This window comes from Gammaproteobacteria bacterium, from assembly GCA_029862005.1.
GTDB lineage: Bacteria > Pseudomonadota > Gammaproteobacteria.
Genome location: JAOTYD010000028.1, coordinates 1 through 16,595, shown reverse-complemented (window position 1 = coordinate 16,595; position 16,595 = coordinate 1). Strand labels below are relative to the sequence as shown.

General features: G+C 55.1%; 15 protein-coding genes. 3 read left to right on the top strand and 12 right to left on the bottom strand.

What is annotated here, in order from left to right; translation table 11 throughout:
* Window positions 1-57 precede the first annotated feature (57 nt).
* From OES20_14835 to OES20_14785, 11 genes are all read right to left on the bottom strand, one after another.
* The gene (locus tag OES20_14835; protein MDH3635974.1) at window positions 58-918 is read right to left on the bottom strand and encodes a universal stress protein; all 861 of its coding nucleotides are present in this window, start codon (window positions 916-918) and stop codon (window positions 58-60) included.
* Window positions 919-1,076: 158 nt separating this feature from the next.
* On the bottom strand, window positions 1,077-1,991 hold the full coding sequence (locus tag OES20_14830) for a formyltransferase family protein (protein MDH3635973.1): 915 nt from the start codon (window positions 1,989-1,991) through the stop codon (window positions 1,077-1,079).
* Between the two features lie 49 nt (window positions 1,992-2,040).
* A complete protein-coding gene (frc, locus tag OES20_14825) occupies window positions 2,041-3,291 on the bottom strand; it encodes a formyl-CoA transferase (protein ID MDH3635972.1) in 1,251 nt (416 codons plus the stop codon).
* Between the two features lie 40 nt (window positions 3,292-3,331).
* Complete coding sequence (locus tag OES20_14820; protein MDH3635971.1) at window positions 3,332-5,086, bottom strand: thiamine pyrophosphate-binding protein; 1,755 nt, start codon at window positions 5,084-5,086, stop codon at window positions 3,332-3,334.
* A 101-nt stretch (window positions 5,087-5,187) separates the two neighbouring features.
* On the bottom strand, window positions 5,188-5,871 hold the full coding sequence (locus OES20_14815) for a GntR family transcriptional regulator (GenBank protein ID MDH3635970.1): 684 nt from the start codon (window positions 5,869-5,871) through the stop codon (window positions 5,188-5,190).
* A 41-nt stretch (window positions 5,872-5,912) separates the two neighbouring features.
* Window positions 5,913-7,442: a tripartite tricarboxylate transporter permease gene (locus tag OES20_14810; protein MDH3635969.1), complete on the bottom strand. Its 1,530-nt coding sequence runs from the start codon at window positions 7,440-7,442 to the stop codon at window positions 5,913-5,915.
* Window positions 7,443-7,480: 38 nt separating this feature from the next.
* Window positions 7,481-7,957, bottom strand: a complete 477-nt coding sequence (locus OES20_14805; GenBank protein ID MDH3635968.1) for a tripartite tricarboxylate transporter TctB family protein — start codon at window positions 7,955-7,957, stop codon at window positions 7,481-7,483.
* A gap of 70 nt (window positions 7,958-8,027) precedes the next feature.
* Window positions 8,028-9,014 (bottom strand): tripartite tricarboxylate transporter substrate-binding protein, encoded by a 987-nt coding sequence (locus tag OES20_14800; GenBank protein MDH3635967.1) that lies wholly within the window; start codon window positions 9,012-9,014, stop codon window positions 8,028-8,030.
* Window positions 9,015-9,310: 296 nt separating this feature from the next.
* Entirely contained in the window at window positions 9,311-10,192 is an 882-nt protein-coding gene (gene sucD, locus OES20_14795; protein MDH3635966.1) for a succinate--CoA ligase subunit alpha, read from the bottom strand.
* A 2-nt stretch (window positions 10,193-10,194) separates the two neighbouring features.
* Complete coding sequence (gene sucC, locus OES20_14790; GenBank protein ID MDH3635965.1) at window positions 10,195-11,361, bottom strand: ADP-forming succinate--CoA ligase subunit beta; 1,167 nt, start codon at window positions 11,359-11,361, stop codon at window positions 10,195-10,197.
* Between the two features lie 140 nt (window positions 11,362-11,501).
* Window positions 11,502-12,506: a 2-dehydropantoate 2-reductase gene (locus tag OES20_14785; protein ID MDH3635964.1), complete on the bottom strand. Its 1,005-nt coding sequence runs from the start codon at window positions 12,504-12,506 to the stop codon at window positions 11,502-11,504.
* 233 nt (window positions 12,507-12,739) lie between these two features.
* Between OES20_14785 and OES20_14780 the strand changes: the two genes are divergently transcribed.
* Genes OES20_14780 through OES20_14770 form a run of 3 tightly spaced genes read left to right on the top strand, consistent with a single transcriptional unit; the run spans window position 12,740 to window position 15,763 of the window.
* Window positions 12,740-13,519 carry a fumarylacetoacetate hydrolase family protein gene (locus tag OES20_14780; GenBank protein MDH3635963.1) on the top strand — a complete coding sequence of 260 codons (780 nt, stop codon included), beginning with the start codon at window positions 12,740-12,742 and terminating at the stop codon, window positions 13,517-13,519.
* Window positions 13,520-13,558: 39 nt separating this feature from the next.
* Entirely contained in the window at window positions 13,559-15,325 is a 1,767-nt protein-coding gene (locus OES20_14775) for a bifunctional isocitrate dehydrogenase kinase/phosphatase (protein MDH3635962.1), read from the top strand.
* 21 nt (window positions 15,326-15,346) lie between these two features.
* Window positions 15,347-15,763 (top strand): hypothetical protein, encoded by a 417-nt coding sequence (locus OES20_14770; GenBank protein ID MDH3635961.1) that lies wholly within the window; start codon window positions 15,347-15,349, stop codon window positions 15,761-15,763.
* A 111-nt stretch (window positions 15,764-15,874) separates the two neighbouring features.
* Here the strand turns inward: OES20_14770 and OES20_14765 are convergent.
* Window positions 15,875-16,595, bottom strand: a 721-nt coding sequence (locus OES20_14765; GenBank protein ID MDH3635960.1) for a choice-of-anchor H family protein, incomplete at its 5' end; no start/stop codon positions are given.

The window sequence follows — 16,595 nt, the reverse complement described above, 5'->3', positions numbered from 1 at the left end:
CAAAGTTTAACCCAAGGAGGAGCGAGCAAAAACATGTGATTGCGCCACAACCAAGCATCAATGCGCCATCACGGTGATGATATCGGTATTGCTCAACAAGTAACTGGTGACACCGCCGAACAGCCGTTGGCGGGTTCGGGTGTGGCTGAATCCGCCAACCACCAGGAATTCGGTACCGATATCGGCGCAGGTACCCAACATGTTTTTACCGACGTTGGTGCCCTTTTTACCTATTACATGATAATCGGCCCTGCAACCATGTTGCTTCAGATAATCGACTACTTCACCGACACCCGCTTCGCGTTTCTTTGATACCAGCACCGAGACTTTTTTCATTTGCGTCAACCACGGCAGGGTCAGGGCCAGCGCCCTGCTCGCTTCGACGCTATCGTTCCAGCCGATCGCGGCGTGTTCGACACGATGCGCCTGCCACTCGGGAGCGGGGGGCACGATCAGCACCGGTCTACCCGAATGCATCATCAGTGATTCGTGCAGTTGACCAACAGCAGGTCCACCGATTCGGTGTTTCGTTGGTCGGGACATCGCGATCACGTCGACCAGGCGAGATTCCCGATCGAGCACAGATTCCGCATCACCTTCAAGAATGTGCAACGAGGCAGTTATGCCGGCAGACTTCGACGGTTTCCGGGTTACCTTGACTTTGCCCACAGTGCAAAAATTCTTGAACTGCTCGCGTACCGTATCAACTACCGAGTCCACGGCCTTGCTACTCATGCGGGCGAACTCCTCGCGGTAGGCCGCCGGCATACCACTGAACATGTACGGTTCACTGGTATGTTCTCGTACGTGCACTGCCTTGATGTGTGCGTCGAACCGCCTGGCGATAACCATCGCGGTATCCAGCACGTCTGCGCTGCGTTCTGTTCCATCCAGAGGTACCAGGATATTCTTGATCATTCGACTTTACCTCGCATTTAGAATAGACCCTGAATCAGGCCACCGTCATTGATATGAATCTTGTCCGCGGCCGCGCGCGCAATTTCGATGTCACTCATGCTTCTATCCTCAGACCGGTACACCGGTCTTCATGTATTTTTACGGCAAGCGCACGGACTTCAGCTGCCCAGTTTCGAGCCCGTTTCGAGACCTGCAGATGCCGCGTATTCCGGCACCGGCACCTTGCCTGCATCGGCGCGAACTTTCATAACGCGAATGGCGCCGTCCGCGGTCGCCACCACGGCACCGCCATCGTCGATCGAGAGTACGCTGCCCGGTTCACCACTGCCGTCAGCTTTGCGGCTGTCAAAAATCTTGAGCTCGCTGCCGTTAAAAGTGGTCCAGGCGCCTGGCTGCGGATTGGCCCCGCGAATCAGGTTATAAACTTCATCCGTGCCCTTGCTCCAGTCGATGTGGACGTCTTCCTTGCGGCACCAGCCTTCGTAGCTGCCTGCGTCGGGATCCTGAACCTCGCGCGGCGCATTGCCGCCACGAACCAGTTCGATTGACTCGAGCATGGCGTCAACGCCAAGCGGGTACAGCTTGTCGAAGTAAATCGATCCCAGCGTATCGTCGGGCCCGATATCGACTTCCTTTTGCAGCATTATCGGCCCGGTATCGAGGCCATTGTCCGGCCAGAAGATCGACAGGCCGGTTTTTTCCTTGCCCATGATGATCGGCCAGTTGATCGAGCTCGGCCCCTTGTGCCAGGGCAGCAATGATGGATGGTACTGGATCGATCCGTATTTCGGCACGTTAAGCGCCTCTTCAGGCACGAACAACAGGACGTAGGCCATCACGCACAAATCTGCTTCGTGACTTGCCAGCTGCTCCCAGATCTCGGGATTTCGGTAGGATTCAGGCTGGTAAACGGGTAATTCCTGCTCCAGTGCGTATTCCTTCAGCGGATCCAGCGGCCTGCCCTCCTTGTCGGGCGCACTGTAAACTGCAACCACCTCGTCCACCCCCTTGTCCAGGATGGCTTCGAGTACAGACTTGCCATACGCCTGCTGGCCATGAACGATTAATCTCATTTCTCTCTCCTTTGTGCTGGCGCGGCAGTGATCGCGCCGGGCACTTTGCTTAAACGGCGCCTGCTTCTCTTAAAGCGGCGATTTCATCCGCGCTGTAGCCGAGCACCTCGCTCAGAATCTCGTCCGAATGTTCTCCGAGTAGCGGTGAGCGTTCGACGACAACATCGTTGTCTGACAATTTGACCGGGCAGCCCACCGACAGGTAGGGCCCACGCTCGGGATGGTCGACCTCGACGATAGTGCCGGTTTCACGCAACGACGGTTCCTCGGCCAATTCTTTCATCGACAGGATCGGCCCTACCGGGATATCCAGCGGGTTGCAGATTTCCATGACTTCATACTTGGTCTTGGTCATGGTCCACTCCTCGATGGCACCGAAAACTTCATTCAGATGAGGCAAGCGCGCCGGTGGGGTGGCGTAGTCCGGGTGCTCCTTCCATTCGGGTTTGCCGATCACGTCGCAGATTTTCTGCCATACCGCCGCCTGGGTGATGAAGTAGGTGTACGCATCGGGATCGGTTTCCCAGCCCTTGCATTTGAGGATGCGGCCCGGCTGACCGCCTCCGGAATCGTTACCGGCACGCGGTGTGGCTTCGCCAAACGGAATACCTTCACCGTATTGCGAGTATTCCTTGAGCGGCCCGGCCTTGAGACGCTGCTGGTCGCGCAACTTGACCCGGCACAGGTTCAATACGCCGTCCTGCATCGGCGCCAGCACGCGCTGTCCGCGCCCGGTTTTTTCACGATGGAGTAGCGCGGCGCAAATACCGAATGCCAGGTGCAGTCCGGTTCCCGAGTCGCCGATCTGAGCGCCGGTTACCAGCGGCAGACCGTCGCGGAAACCGGTCGTCGAGGCTGAGCCACCCGCACACTGCGCGACGTTTTCATAAACCTTGCAGTCTTCGTATGGTCCGGGTCCGAATCCTTTCACCGACGCCATGATCATGCGCGGGTTCAGTTCCTGGATACGCTCCCAGCTGAAACCCATGCGATCGAGCGCGCCGGGGGCAAAATTTTCCACCAGCACGTCGCAGGTCTTGACCAGCCGCTCCAGTACCTCTTTGCCGCTTTCCGTCTTGGAGTTCAGCGTCAGCGAACGCTTGTTGTGATTCAGCATCGTGAAATAGAGACTGTCTGAACCCTCCACGTCAACCAGTTGCTTGCGGGTTGCATCACCGACACCGGGGCGTTCCACCTTGATCACGTCGGCACCCATCCACGCGAGCAGCTGGGTACAAGTGGGGCCAGACTGGACGTGGGTGAAATCCAGGATTTTTATATGGTCTAGAGCCTTCGACATTACTTACCTCTGATAAACGTTCGATTGTTTCTGAAATCTGTTACTTGTACATGGTTTGCGCCTTGGTACCCGGCGCGTATTCATTCGGGTCAACCCAGACATTTACGACCGCGCATTTACCGGTTTTGGCAATCGCTTCACGCGCGCGCTGCATCGCGGGCTGGATATCTTTGGCTTCGTGTACTTCTTCACCATAACCGCCGATCATTTCACCGAACTTTGAAAACGGTACATCGCCGAGCTTGTTACCGACGTCGCCGCGGTCCTGGCCGTACTTGGCGAGTTGCCCGTAACGAATCTGGTTCATTGCCGAGTTATTGCCGATCACGGCGAGGTAAGGTGCGCCAAAGCGTTGTGCGGTCTCCATGTCAAAGGAGGTCATGCCGAAAGCGCCATCGCCGTAGAGACAGACAACTTCCTTGTTCGGATGCGCGAGCTTGGCCGCCATCGAGAAGCCGGTGCCGACACCCAGCGATCCCAGCGCACCCGGATCCATCCACTGCCCTGGATTGCGCGGGCGCACCGCCTGTGCGGAAATGGTCACGATGTCACCGCCATCACCGATGTAAATCGTATCTTTGCCGAGGAACTCATTGATCTCGTAGGCAAGACGATAAGGGTGAATGGGGCTTTGATCGGTGGTAAACATCGGCATCAGTTTTTCCAGCTTGGTGGCCTCGATATCACGCAACCGGGCCATCCATTTCTGGCGCTCCTGTTTGGCACCATCGTCGATGCGACCGGAGGCAGCCTGCTCCACGGCAGCCAGGATCGAACCGGGATCGCCGGCTAATCCAAGGCTGATGTCACGATTCTTGCCGACGGTGGCATAGCTCTGATCGATTTGCACCAGCGTCGCCGCGCTGGATATACGCTTGCCGTAGCCCATGCGGAAGTCGAAAGGCGTACCGACGATCAAGATAACGTCGGCCTCTTTAAATGCATCGCTGCGGGTGCGATCGAAGTGATGCGGATCGCCCTGCGGCAGCATACCCCGGCTGGCGCCATTCATGTAGGCTGGAATATCGAGCGAGCGCACGAAACTGATCGCGGCCTCTTGCCCTTGCGATGCCCAGACCTGCTGCCCGAGCAGCACCGCCGGACGTTTGGCCTTGACCAGGATATCCGCGAGCTTTTCAATATCGGCCGGATCGCCGATCGATTTGACCGATGCCCGGTATGAACCGGGTTCGGGGATAACGGCTGACTCGATTGGAATTTCACGGTCCAGGATATCTCGCGGAATTTCGAGGTAGGATGGACCATAGGCGCCGTTGAAACATTCGCGTGCCGCCATCGATACCATGTCGGCAACGCGCTCGGTTGAGAATACTCCCGAAGCAAACTTGGTGATCGGCGTCATCATGTCGACGTGCGGCAGATCCTGCAGCGAGCCCATCTTGTGCTGGCTTAAAGAACTTTGCCCACCGATGTGCAGAATCGGGCTTTCCGAGCGAAACGCGGTGGCAACACCGGTAACTGCATTGGTGCAACCCGGCCCGGCGGTGGTAACGACACAGCCGAGCTTGCCGGTCTGGCGCGCATAACCATCAGCGGCGTGCGCGGCGGTTTGCTCATGGCGCACGTCAACAATGCGTATACCCTCGTCCAGGCAGCCATCGTAAATATCGATGATATGTCCGCCGCACAGCGTGAATATGGTGTCGACGCCCTCGGCCTTCAGGGCCTTGGCGACCAGGTGACCACCGGATATAACCGATCCATCCTTGGTTTTTACCTTCAGGGTATCCGTGGCGGTATCCGATACCGGTGGTTTTTCAGCTACTGTTGACATTTCTCTCTACCTCGTTTGATTTAATTAGCCGGTTCGAAAATCATTGTGACCAGGCCGTGGTTTGTTACCTGGAGCCAAGCTTGGTGGCTCGATAAAATTCGTTAATCCAGGTAATCGACATAGCGTTCAATATGTTTCGCCAGTTCGAGCGCATGGTCCCTGACCAGCTGCTCGGCATGGTAGGCGTCCCGTTCTTCGATCGCCTCGATAATGCGAGTGTGATCCATAATTGACTGGGCTACACGGTCGCGATCCTTGATGGTGCTCGCGCGAATCGCGCGCATGTGAAAAAACAGCTGGTCTGCCATCTGCGTGATCAACTCGGAATGGCCCAGCCTGATAATGGTCTGATGAAACTCGATGTTGGTATCCGAGTACTCATCGATGTGCGCGCGCGCCTCTTCACCGTCAAAAGAAGCGAAATTCTTGCGCAATTGCGAAATCTCATCATCGCTGGCACGACTGCTTGCCAGGCGAGCGGCCATGCTTTCGAGCGCGGCCCAGACTTCGACGATATCGAGTATTTCACGCTTGCTCTTGCGCACCACGAAGGCACCGCGACGCGCTATGTTTTCGACGATACCTTCCTGTTCGAGCCGCGAGATTGCCTCGCGCACCGGTGTGCGGCTTACGCCCAGCTGTTCGCCGAGGGCGCGCTCGTCTAATCGGATCGGATCCTTGCTGGAGTAAATATCCATGTGCCCGATCAATTCACGCAGCGCCTCGTAGACCCGGGTCTTGAGCCCCCTGGATGGCTCGAGCGGAACAATGCCACTTAAGCTCATCGTGAGGCCCTGTTGATTGCGCTTAACATGATCCGGACCACCTATTCCGCTGCCGCCCGAGGCTTACGGATCCTAACGTAGGCTTTCTTGAACAACGGCAGAAACAACAGGATCAGCGCGACAACCATGATCGGGCCGGCGTAGACCCGTTCGAAGAAAATCATGAACGAGCCCTCGCTGATAATCAGCGACTGGCGCAGCGCGGGTTCCGCCAGGGGTCCCAGTACGATCGCCAGCACCGCGGGCGCGAGCGGATAATCGAGCTTACGCATCAGGTAACCGACGATACCGAACACGATCATCAACCAGACGTCGTGCATGTCCTGGGTCGGCGCATAGCCACCGATCAGGCACAGCGTAAAAATGATCGGCGCCAGGATCGTAAACGGGGTTTTCAGCACCTTGATGAACACCGGGATAAAGGCGATGTTGATCAGCAGCGTAAACAGGTTGGCGGCATAGAGCGACGCGATCAGCCCCCAAACGAACTCGCTGTGATCGACAAACAGACGCGGGCCGGGCTCCAGACCCCAGATAACCATGCCGCCGAGCAGTATTGCGGTGGTCGGCGAGCCCGGGATTCCGAGCGTCAGCATCGGCAGCATTGAACCGGTACTGGCCGCGTTGTTGGCGGCTTCCGGCGCGCAAACGCCTTCGATTGCACCCTCGCCGAATTTTTCCGGCTCTTTCGAAATCTGCTTGGCGATGCCGTAAGCCATCAGCGAACCGGGGGTGGCGCCGGCGGCCGGCAGGATGCCGACAAAATACCCCAGGAACGAACCCATCACGGTTGATTTCCAGGTTACAACCAGTTCTCTCAGCGCTGAAACGGTCCGCTTCACCGATACGGTCGCTTCCGACAGCATGCTCTTGCCACCGCCGAGCGCGTGTTCTTCGACCGTCCACAGCATCTCGCCGATGCCGTAAATACCGATCGCGAGCACCAGGAAATTGACCCCGTGCAGGAAGCCGGTGATATCCCACAATACCAGGCGCGGTTCGCCGGAGATGATATCGAATCCAACTGCGCTTAATACCAGGCCGATGCAAATCGAAAACAGGGTCTTGAAAATATCATCGCCACCCAGGCCAACAAAGGTTGCAAACGCAAGCATCATCAGCGCGAACTCTTCGGGGGCACCGAACACCAGCGCAACGTGGGCCAGCGGCGGTGCGAAAAAAGTAAATAACACGACGGAGATCGAACCGCCGACAAAGGAGGCGACTGCGGCACCGATCAGGGCCTTGTCCGCCAGGCCCTGTTTCGCCAGCGGGCGGCCGTCGAAGGTGGTCGCGACCGCGGTCGAGGCGCCGGGAATTCCGAGCATGATCGATGAAATTGCGCCGCCGTACATGGCCCCGTAGTAAATCGCGGCCAGGAAAATAATCGCACCGGTTGGCGGCACCAGGAAAGTCAGCGGTAAAAGTATAGCAACACCGTTGACCGAACCGAGCCCCGGCATCGCGCCGATAAACAGCCCGAGCGCACAGCCGGCGATTATCAGCAACAGGTTTTGCGGTTCAAAAACGATGACAAAACCTTGCGCCAGTAGTCCTAGAATTTCTAACATGTTACTGCCTCTGCTCTGAGTCCAGGATTAAAGAACATTTACAAGAAGATCTTGTACAAAGGTAGGAAAAGGGGTTCGGTAATCCCTTTGGGCAGAATAATCTTCAGGGTAATTTCGAAGAAATAAAAGATAAGCACGGGTATCGCCACGGTCAGGGTCGCCGTTAGCGCCCAGGAGTGCTTACCCAGAAAACGGATATAAAAGATCAAAAATAACGGTAGCGCGCCATAAATACCGATAACGGAGAACAGCGCGACCGTAACAATTAGCGCAGCCGCTACCGCGGCGACATCACCAAGCACATGGCTTTCGATATAAGTTTTTGTCGAGGTAGCGATTGGGCCCTTCTTGCGGACCCAGTTGAAAAGGATCCCGACGCATGAGGCCAGCATGATGGCGGAGAGCCAAAAAGGCCAGGTGCCGCCACCGGGCCCCTCTTCTTCGATCCAGCCGATCGGAAGCTCGGCGCTTTTAACCATCAGGTAAATAGAGAAGACCCCCATCATTATTGCCATCAACAATTCGGCGGTTCTAACTGTCATGATCGGGCCCCCCCTATCTACCTTTTGATTTTTTAGCCAGGGCCTACTTGATAGCGCCCATTTTCTTTAGCATGGCTTCGTGCACGTCCCGTTCCCTCTTCCAGTAGGCCATCAGCGCATCACCGGTTAGCAGGTCACCCTGCAGGCTCTTCTTGGTGCGGTATTCCTGCCATTTCGCTGAATTGAACACCCTGGTAAAAAGATCACGGTAGTAGTCCGCCGCTTCCTTGCTCATGCCGGGCGCGCCAACCACGGTACGCTGCATGTAGTAAACCATGTCGTAGCCCATTTCCTTGAAGGTGGGTGCATTCGGGAACAGCGGTAAACGATCATCGGTGAATGCCGCCAGCGCCTTGGTGGTACCGGCTTCGTAGAAGCCCAGCTGCTCGGAAGGATTATTCACGGTCGAATCGGCGTTCTTTCCTGCCAGTTCCTTCGCGACCTTGCCGCCACCCTTGTAAGGGACGTATTTCATGTTCAGGTCGTAGGCAGTGTTGAGGAAATCGGTTAACAGGTTGTCTTCCGAGTTCTTGCCGGTTCCGGCCATAATCCAGTCGCTACCCTTGCTCCTGGCCGCCCTGACAAAATCAGCAACATCCTTGATATCGTCACGGTCGGAATGGACCCACAGCAGAAAGGTATCTTCGGCCATGCGCGCAATCGGCGTAAAAGTCGAGATATCGACGCCAAGTCCCGGCTGACGCAGAGGTGTGGTGTAAAAGCTGTTCAGGGTAAACATGATGGTGTGGTTGTCACCTTTCTTACCGTTTAGATGAACCAGGGCTTCTGCACCCGATCCACCCGGCTTGTTGACGGGGGTAAACGGTACCGGCGCCATATTTTCCGATGCAATAATACTTTGCAGCAGCCTGACCGCCTTGTCCGCACCACCGCCTTTACCCGCCATGACGACGAATTCAACCGGTTTCTGCGGTTCCCAGGCATGTCCGAGAACCGGCATACCCGCGAGAATGGCACTGACGCCCAGCGCACAGACCACTTTCCTGAGAGTGTGTTGTGTTTTTAACATTAAATTGCTCCTCAAAATTATAAGGATCGATTGCGATCCAAACTAAATGTCCCTGCACTGGAGATTTCAGAGACACCCTTTGCCAGATCCTTGGGTAAAAACCTGACTACCCGAAACCGGTATTCAGTCCCGGGCCGATCCGTATACCACTTTTTAAACGCAGAGACGAACCATTTTCGTGATTATCCAGCCCTTAATTGAATCGGGCCTTAATCTATTATTTTCTGGTATACAATATACCAATCGCAACCTTAAACCACCAAAGCGGCAGCTGTAAAGTTATTTTCATCGGCACATTAATTTTGCAGCGCTTCCTGCATCAGTTTGCCCATATCCGACGGATTTCGCGTTACGCTGACGCCGGCGGCTTCGAGCGCGGCGATTTTTTCATCAGCGGTGCCTTTGCCACCGGCAATAATCGCCCCGGCATGCCCCATGCGCTTGCCCGGAGGCGCGGTAACACCGGCGATGAAGCCGACCACGGGCTTGGTCATATTGTCTGCGATCCATGCGGCGCAGGCTTCTTCATCGGTACCGCCGATTTCACCACACATGACAACGCCGTCGGTGTCGGGGTCGTCATTGAACATCTTCATTACGTCGAGGTGCTTGAGCCCGTTGACCGGGTCACCGCCGGTACCGACGCAGGTGGATTGCCCGAGCCCCAGTTTAGTCAGTTGATCCACTACTTCGTAGGTTAGCGTGCCCGAACGCGACACCACGCCGACGCGACCTTTCTTGTGTATGTAACCGGGCATGATGCCGATTTTCAACTCTTCCGGCGTGATCACACCCGGGCAATTCGGGCCCACCAGGATCGTGCTCGAACCTTGCATGCGATCGCGGGTCAGAATCATATCCTTGACCGGAATGCCTTCGGTAATGCAGATCACCACCTCGATTCCGGCTTCAACCGCCTCGTCGATTGCGGCTGCGGCATACGGGGGCGGTACGTAAATCACCGAGACATTGCAATTGGTTTCGGCTTTGGCCTCGGCCACGGTGTCATAAACCGGCACACCTTCGACTACCTGCCCGCCTTTTTTGGGCGTTACCCCGGCTACATAGCATTGCTTGCCATAAGCGTATTCGATCGAGTGGTGAGTATGGAACGTGCCGGTCTTGCCAGTAATACCCTGGGTGACGACGCGTGAATCTTTATTGATCAGAATCGACATGCTTAGGCTCCTGCTGCGGCCGCAGCCACTTTCTCGGCCGCGTCGGCCATGGTGGTCGCATTGATGACCGAAATACCCGAGTCGGCGAGAATTTTCTGTCCCTTTTCGACGTTGGTGCCCTCGAGGCGTACGACGAGAGGTACCGAAAGGTCAACCTCACGCGCAGCATTAACCAGGCCCTCGGCGATCACGTCGCAACGCATAATACCGCCAAAGATATTAACCAGGATGGCCTTGAGATTTGAATTCTTGAGCATAATTTTGAAGGCCTCGGTCACCTGCTCGGTGGTGGCACCACCGCCGACATCGAGGAAATTAGCCGGCGATGCGCCGTACAGCTTGATGATATCCATCGTCGCCATCGCTAAACCCGCACCGTTGACCAGGCAACCAATTGTGCCGTCGAGCGAGATGTAATTCAGACCAAACTTGGAAGCTTCTATTTCATCCGCATCCTCTTCATCGAGATCACGCAACGCCTCGAGCTCCGGATGTCTGTACATGGCGCTTTCATCGAAGTTCATCTTGGCATCGAGCGCCATTACGCGGCCGTCTTCGGTGACGACTAGTGGATTGATCTCCGCAAGCGAGGCATCTTTATCCCAGAACGCCTGGTAGAGCGCCTGGATCAATTTTCCGGCATCACTTACCAGTTCGGCGGGAATGCCAATCTTGCTGGCAAGCCCTTCGGCCTCAGCTTCGGTAATTCCGGACTTCGGATCGATCGAGACCTTGTGAATCAATTCAGGGGTTTCCTCGGCCACGGTTTCGATTTCGGTACCACCTTCCGAACTCGCCATCACGGTGACGCGCTGGGTTGCACGATCCACCACCAGGCCGAGATAGAGTTCATCCTTGATCGGCGCACCCTGTTCCACCAGCAGACGTTTGACTTCCTTGCCTTCGGGCCCGGTCTGGTGGGTAATCAACGTCATTCCGAGGATATCGTCAGCATGCGCGCGGACTTCGTCGAGACTGTCGGCAAGCTTCACACCACCGCCTTTACCGCGCCCGCCGGCATGGATCTGCGCCTTCACGACCCACTTGTCACCCCCCATTGACTCGGCAGCAGCAACCGCATCATCGACCGAAAAACAGGCTTTCCCAATGGGAACTGCAACCCCGTATTCGCGCAGTATTTCCTTGCCCTGGTACTCGTGTATTTTCATCGTTTCGCTACCCCGCCTCGGAAAAATTTTGGTATATCGTATTCCAGATTATTCTATTTGCAAAAAAAAACGCGCCGCCCGGGGCACGTCTTTAATGATGTCACGTTGATGCCCGCGTTCAAAGCATCGATTTAATTTAATCAGGCCGGCTGGCCCACTATCTTGATTCCTTCGTCCTGAGCGGTTTTGTTGAGCAGGCTGACCAACGCGAACACCGTGTTGATCGCGGGCGTCGGCGTGTCGGTTTGTTCTCCCAACTCGATCACCACGCCCAGCATGCCGTCGATTTCGAGGGCTTTGCCGACTTCGAGATCCTGCAGCATCGAAGTTTTATGCTTGCCGACGCTCTCCGCGCCATCGATACGCCGGTCCAGCGAAACCCGGAAACTGGCACCGAGTTTTTCGGCAATCTGCTGTGCTTCAGTCATCATCTGTGTCGCCAGTGCGCGGGTTTGTGGAAACTGGCAGATATCCACGAGCGTTGCGTGCGTCAGCGCACTGATCGGATTAAAGGACAGGTTGCCCCACAGCTTGAGCCAGATTTCCGAGCGGATATCGGGCAGCACGAATGACTTGAATCCGGCCTCGACGAAAGCATAACAAATCGATTGCACCCGCTCGGATTCGGAACCATCGAGCTCGCCAACCGGAAACCGGTTACCCTCGATATGCCGGATCACACCGGGTGCATCGATCGTCGCCGCCGGAAATGCGATACAGCCGATGACCCGGTCGGGATCGATTGCAGCAGCGATGGCGCCGTCGGGATCCACGGTGCGTACAATGCGGTCCTGGTAGTCGCCGGGTAGTTTCTGGAAGTACCACCAGGGAATACCGTTTTGCAGTGTTACGATAACTCCGGTGTCAGAAAGCATGCCCATCAGCTTGTCGGCGATCGGTTCGATCTGGTGTGCCTTGACGCCCAGCAAAACCAGGTCCTGACCGGTTACTTCTGCCATCTCGGCGGTCGCAAAAATATCGGTAATGACCAGCTCTGCGTCGTTTTCAATATATTTCAAACCGTTGGTCTGAATCGCATCGAGATGCGCGCCGCGCGCGATAACCGACAGCTCGTGACCCGCCTGCGCCAGCTTCGCCGCCATCATGCCACCGATTGCGCCCGCTCCCACTACGCAAACTTTCATCATTAACCTCACAGATTTCAGGGAAGAAAAAACCGGCGCATTCTACGTCAAAGATTATGCTGGCGTCCATGGTGACAGTCATATTGTCGGGATTAATTATCGTATTAATGCATATACAATATTTTTATCATTGGTTTCATCTCGCGGCTTATTCGTGCTTATTCCAAATTTAAATTCAGCCAATCCTGTGTTAGATTGCGCGCCCTCTCGATCAAAGACTTGGAAAAAACGTTATGACAAGCTGGGTACGCTTCAACTGGAATGATAAAACACACCGGGGCATGCTCGATGGCGACACTATTGCCATCTGCAGCAATGATCTGTTCGAGCAGCCGGTGTTAAGCGGAGAAACTGTCTCGCTATCCGCAGTTCAACTGCTTGCACCCTATAAACCGAATTCGATTCTCGCGTTGTGGAATAATTTCCACGAACGTGCCGAGGCGGAAGGTCAAGCCATTCCCACGACACCGCTTTACTTCATGAAGCCGGTATCCAGTGTTATCGGTCCTGGTGAAACCATTTATCGCCCACGCGGCCATAGCGGTCGCGTCATCTTCGAGGCTGAGCTTGGTATCGTCATAGGCAGTCAATGCCGCGAAATTACAGCCGCACAGGCGGATGAGCATATCTTCGGGTATACCTGTGTCAACGACGTGACTGCGATCGAGTTTTTGTTCGAAGACAAGGCCTTTCAACAGTGGACCCGCAGTAAAGGTTTCGACAGCTTCACCCCGCTCGGTCCCTGTATCACCACGGATATCGATCCGGGTGAACTCAATATACTTGCGATCCAGGATGGCGAAACCCGCCAGGATTATCCTGTTAGCGACATGATTTATAGCCCGCAGCAAATTGTCGCGATGATTTCAGAGTACCAGACCCTGGTTCCCGGTGACCTGATCTGCTGTGGCACCTCGGTCGGTGCTCGCACGATGAAACCCGGTACCGAAATCCAGGTGTCGATTCCCGGCATCGGAAACCTGGTTAACCACTTCGATGATTTTCCCGACTAAAACAGACAGCAGATCCGGGGCGGGAAGACAAGCGCAGGCATGAACCTGGAACAGTTCACTTTCCGACTGATCGGCGCGAGCAATCGAGAGAACCGCATTCGGATTACGGCCGACTGGGTGCTCGGCGAGTTTGAGCGGTTTTACCGGGAGTTTCTCGAAGTGCCCTACCAGGCCAAGGCCGCGTTTGAACAACAGCATCACAGCACCTCGATTTGGTTAAGTCGTCATCGTCTGTCGCTGTATAGTTCTTATATTCACCGCATGGGAGCCTACCTGCAGGCGATTCAGCCCAATATTTCCGTGGACGCCAGCTTTCTGAACCAGCTCGAGGACCATTTCTGGCGCATGGTCGAGAACCGGTACGAGTCCGACGTTGCCTACGCGTTCATGCACTCGATCCGGCGTATCGTGTATCGGGACGAGTGGAAGCCGGTAGAATACTCATCACTCGGGTTCGCCGAAAGCAACGATAAGTACCCGGTGGCCTTGCTGAAACACTTTTCCGTCAGGGATCAGGTCGACCCTGTCCAGATCGAACAAATCCTCAACGAAGTGCCCGGATTTTCAATACCCTACCGCGATATTTCAAGTGATAGTTCGGCGATCACCGGGCGCATTAATCGCTTCGCCAGTCGTCGTGGCAGCATTATCGAAAACCTGGAAATGATCGATGCCGGTTTTTATCGTAATCGCGGTGCCTATCTGGTTGGCAGAATAGAATTCGTGGACGGGGATTTCGCACCACTGATGATCGCACTGTTAAACGGTCCGGAAGGTATCTATTGCGACGCGGTTATTCTCGACGAGCATCTCGCGCACAACTTGTTCAGCTCGACCCTGGCAAATTTTCATGTCACCACGCGCTACTACCATGAACTGAGCGCCTATCTGCATTCGCTGATGCCGCATCGCGCCCTCGGTCTAAATTACTCGACCATCGGCTACAACCATGTCGGCAAGGTTGCCGTGATGCAGGAAATCAAGCAGGAGCTTGAGACCAGTGGCGGCGTATTCGAAATTGCGATCGGGGAACGCGGCACGGTTGCAATCGGCTTTGCCGGACCGAATTCGGCCTATAACCTGAAAGTAATTCGAAATCACCCGACCGACGGATACAAGTGGGGCGAATTCGAAGGCATCGACTCGGTCAAGGAAAAATATAGCCGTGTGCACGAAATCAATCGCACCGGCAGCATGCTCGACAACATTATCTACTTCAACATTGCACTCGAAAATGCGCTGTTCTCGAAAAGTCTGCTTGATGAATTACTGGTCGAAGCGAGCGACACCGTATCGCTACAGACAAATACGGTTGTGTTCAAGTACCTGATCGTACAACCGCGCATGACGCCACTGCCGGTTTTTCTCGAAAATGCCGGCGACAGAGAGGTCCGCATCGTCGTCGAAAGTCTCGGTGACTGCATCAAGAACAATGCTGCTGCTAATATCTTCAACAAGGATCTTGACGCTCGCAATTATGGTGTCAGCCATTTTCTCAAGGTTTACCTGTTCGACTACGACGCGCTGGAAGACTTCGTCGACGTCAAGATACGCAGTAACCTCGATCGCATCGATGGTGAGGAAGACATACCTGACTGGTACTTCGAGGACGGGATTATTTTCCTTCCAGAGGAAATTGAAGCCGGATTGTGTATTCGTGACAGGGAACAACGCCAGATTTTTCGTAAAATCCATGGCGACCTGCTGACGCCGCGTTACTGGGAGAACCTGCAACGCGAATTGGGCCAGAACCAGGTGCCCGCGATTAAGGTATATCCCGACACCTGCAGGCTGCGCCGGATTTGAGCAACTAAGGTGGCGACTGCAATGAGTGACGAGGCAACGCATCTTTATTACTCGAGTAAACCTCGCCTGATTCACATGGCTCTGAATATTGCGTTTGCGCCGGTGTTGCTTTACCTGCTGGGCGTCTGGGCCTGGCCACCGGTGTTGCCGCACTACATCGTATTCGCTATCACCAGCTTGATGGCGCTGCATTATGCACGCAAGCGTTGGACTGCACCCCGCCTGGTGCTCGATGAAAAGGGCCTGTATTGCGGCAGCTTTTACCCCGCCGAGAATATTTATCGAGCCGAGGGTTCGATACGTTCGGTCACGTTGACTGTGCTCACGGACGGTAAGGTCAAGGAAAAGATCATTTCACTGGGATGGGCCAGCAGAGATGACTACAAGGCAATCGTGCAATTGTTAAGTGAACGTTTCCAGCGCGAAGTCCCGAAATAATGGTCCCCCTGCAGTCATTCTGGCCAAAGCCGGAATCTGATTCAATCTCATCGCGAAAGAATGGATCCCGCGGCTTAACCGCGGGATGACATACTGATAATGGACCGCAGCTCAGGGAAGCCTTTTCTTATTATATTTTTCGCTTTTTTTACAGGGGGATAACGCGAGGGCTCCCCTGGCTGCGATCACGACCTGGATGATCAGGAAAAACAAGAGGAGGGATGCGATACTGCCGGCGCCGTGGGAATGATAATCCTCGTAAGGTTCATCCCAGGAGCGATCCTCGATCATGACGTCTCTGCCGAGGTAGTAATAGTCGAGCACTTCACTGGCCACCATGTAGGCATGGTCCAGGCTGTAAATCTCGACCAGCACATCGTAATACCCAGGCGGGTACCCCTCGAGCAGTTCGGTTTCCACCTCGTAGGCGTCGGCTACATCATCGCCGTAAATCGTAAACAGATCGGTGGTGTAGTACTGACTCCAGGGTTCGCCTTCACGACTAAGATAAAGCTTGGCGTAAACCGCGGCGCTGTCATAACTGACATCCACGTCAAAGTAGACGTTGATGGCGTGGTGATAACCATCGCCATCGATGTCGGATATCAGTGCCACATCCGCATCATAGATTTCGAATAACTGGTCGTGTCGATTCGCGATACCGTCGAGGTCTTGTTTCGCGGCGGAAGCCGCGTAGTTTTCAGGTTCACTCGGCCTGGTTTTAGTCACCGGATCGCGCATCTTTAGCAGCTGCGACAAATCGGTGTCCTGATCCAGCTTGAGCTTGCCGGCGGAACGGCTGACTTGTTGTTGCTCGGCAGCGACCGCGGGC